Genomic DNA, 938 nt, shown 5'->3' with positions numbered 1-938 from the left:
GGCCCCGCCAGTCCAGCTTGCAGATTTCGGCCGAGCGGCCGGCAAAATTCCAGTTGCGGCCGAAGGCCCGCATCTTGCTCTTGTCGGACCGGGCGACGATGATTTCCGGTGCGATCCAGTATTCGGAATTGCTGATCACCGTATCCTTGTCGCGGTCCTTGCCTGGGATCGGCGTCACCGCTCCGTCGATGATCTTCGGTATCTGGAAAATCCGCGTCCTGTCGCGCGTCTCATAGGTGATCGGCGCTTGCTCGACGCCGAGGAACTTTCCGACCAGGATCGAGAGCAGCGAGGTGGTTCCGCCAGCCTTGCCGGTGAAAATCCTGGTCAGCGCCTTTACCGCGTAGGCTGAGGCGCGCTTGTCGATGAACAGTCCGGCGGTCCAGTTGCCGCGGCTCATATAGCCGGGAATTTCCATGATCAGCCCAAGGTTGAGGCCGGACAGGTCGACCTCGCCGAAATGGCCGGCATCGATGCGGAACCCCGCCCAGGTCTGACAATAGCCCTCTGTGGGCGGATGACTGCCGAGAGACAGCACGCAAGGACAAAAAACCGTGCAATTGCAGGAGAGTACCAGCTCTCCTTTCATTGCCCAGCCTTGATCCGCCATCGACTTCTCTCCCTATGCCGAGACTACTAGCAGGGCGGCTGCCCAGACAAGCAGTATCGCACCGGCGATCCGGGTTGGCAGCCTGCCCGCTGTCTGTTTTTCGATCAAGGTGAACAGGCCGATCAGCGCCATCCAAAACAAGTTCATCACACCGACGGCGAACATCACCAGCATCAGCGCCCAGCAGCAGCCGAGACACCAGACGCCCTGCTCCATGCCGAGCCGGAAAATCCGGCCGGACCTCGCACTCCAGTTCGAAAACAGGATCGAGAACGGGTTTTTGCACTTCGTCAGGCAGGCTTCCTTCAGCCCGCTGAACTGGTAAAGG

General features: G+C 60.1%; 2 protein-coding genes. Both read right to left on the bottom strand.

Annotated elements, in window-relative coordinates; genetic code table 11:
* Positions 1-610: DUF1326 domain-containing protein (locus tag EOA85_RS36095; protein ID WP_127212792.1), on the bottom strand; the 610-nt coding region annotated here is incomplete at its 3' end.
* Between the two features lie 12 nt (positions 611-622).
* The coding region (locus EOA85_RS36090; protein WP_206523495.1) for a DUF2182 domain-containing protein at positions 623-938 on the bottom strand (316 nt) is incomplete at its 5' end.

The sequence above is a fragment of the Mesorhizobium sp. M5C.F.Ca.IN.020.29.1.1 genome (genome assembly GCF_003997375.1).
Lineage (GTDB): Bacteria > Pseudomonadota > Alphaproteobacteria > Rhizobiales > Rhizobiaceae > Mesorhizobium > Mesorhizobium wenxiniae.
The sequence above is the reverse complement of the archived record's forward strand: the minus strand, read 5'-3'. Positions and strand labels throughout refer to the sequence as shown.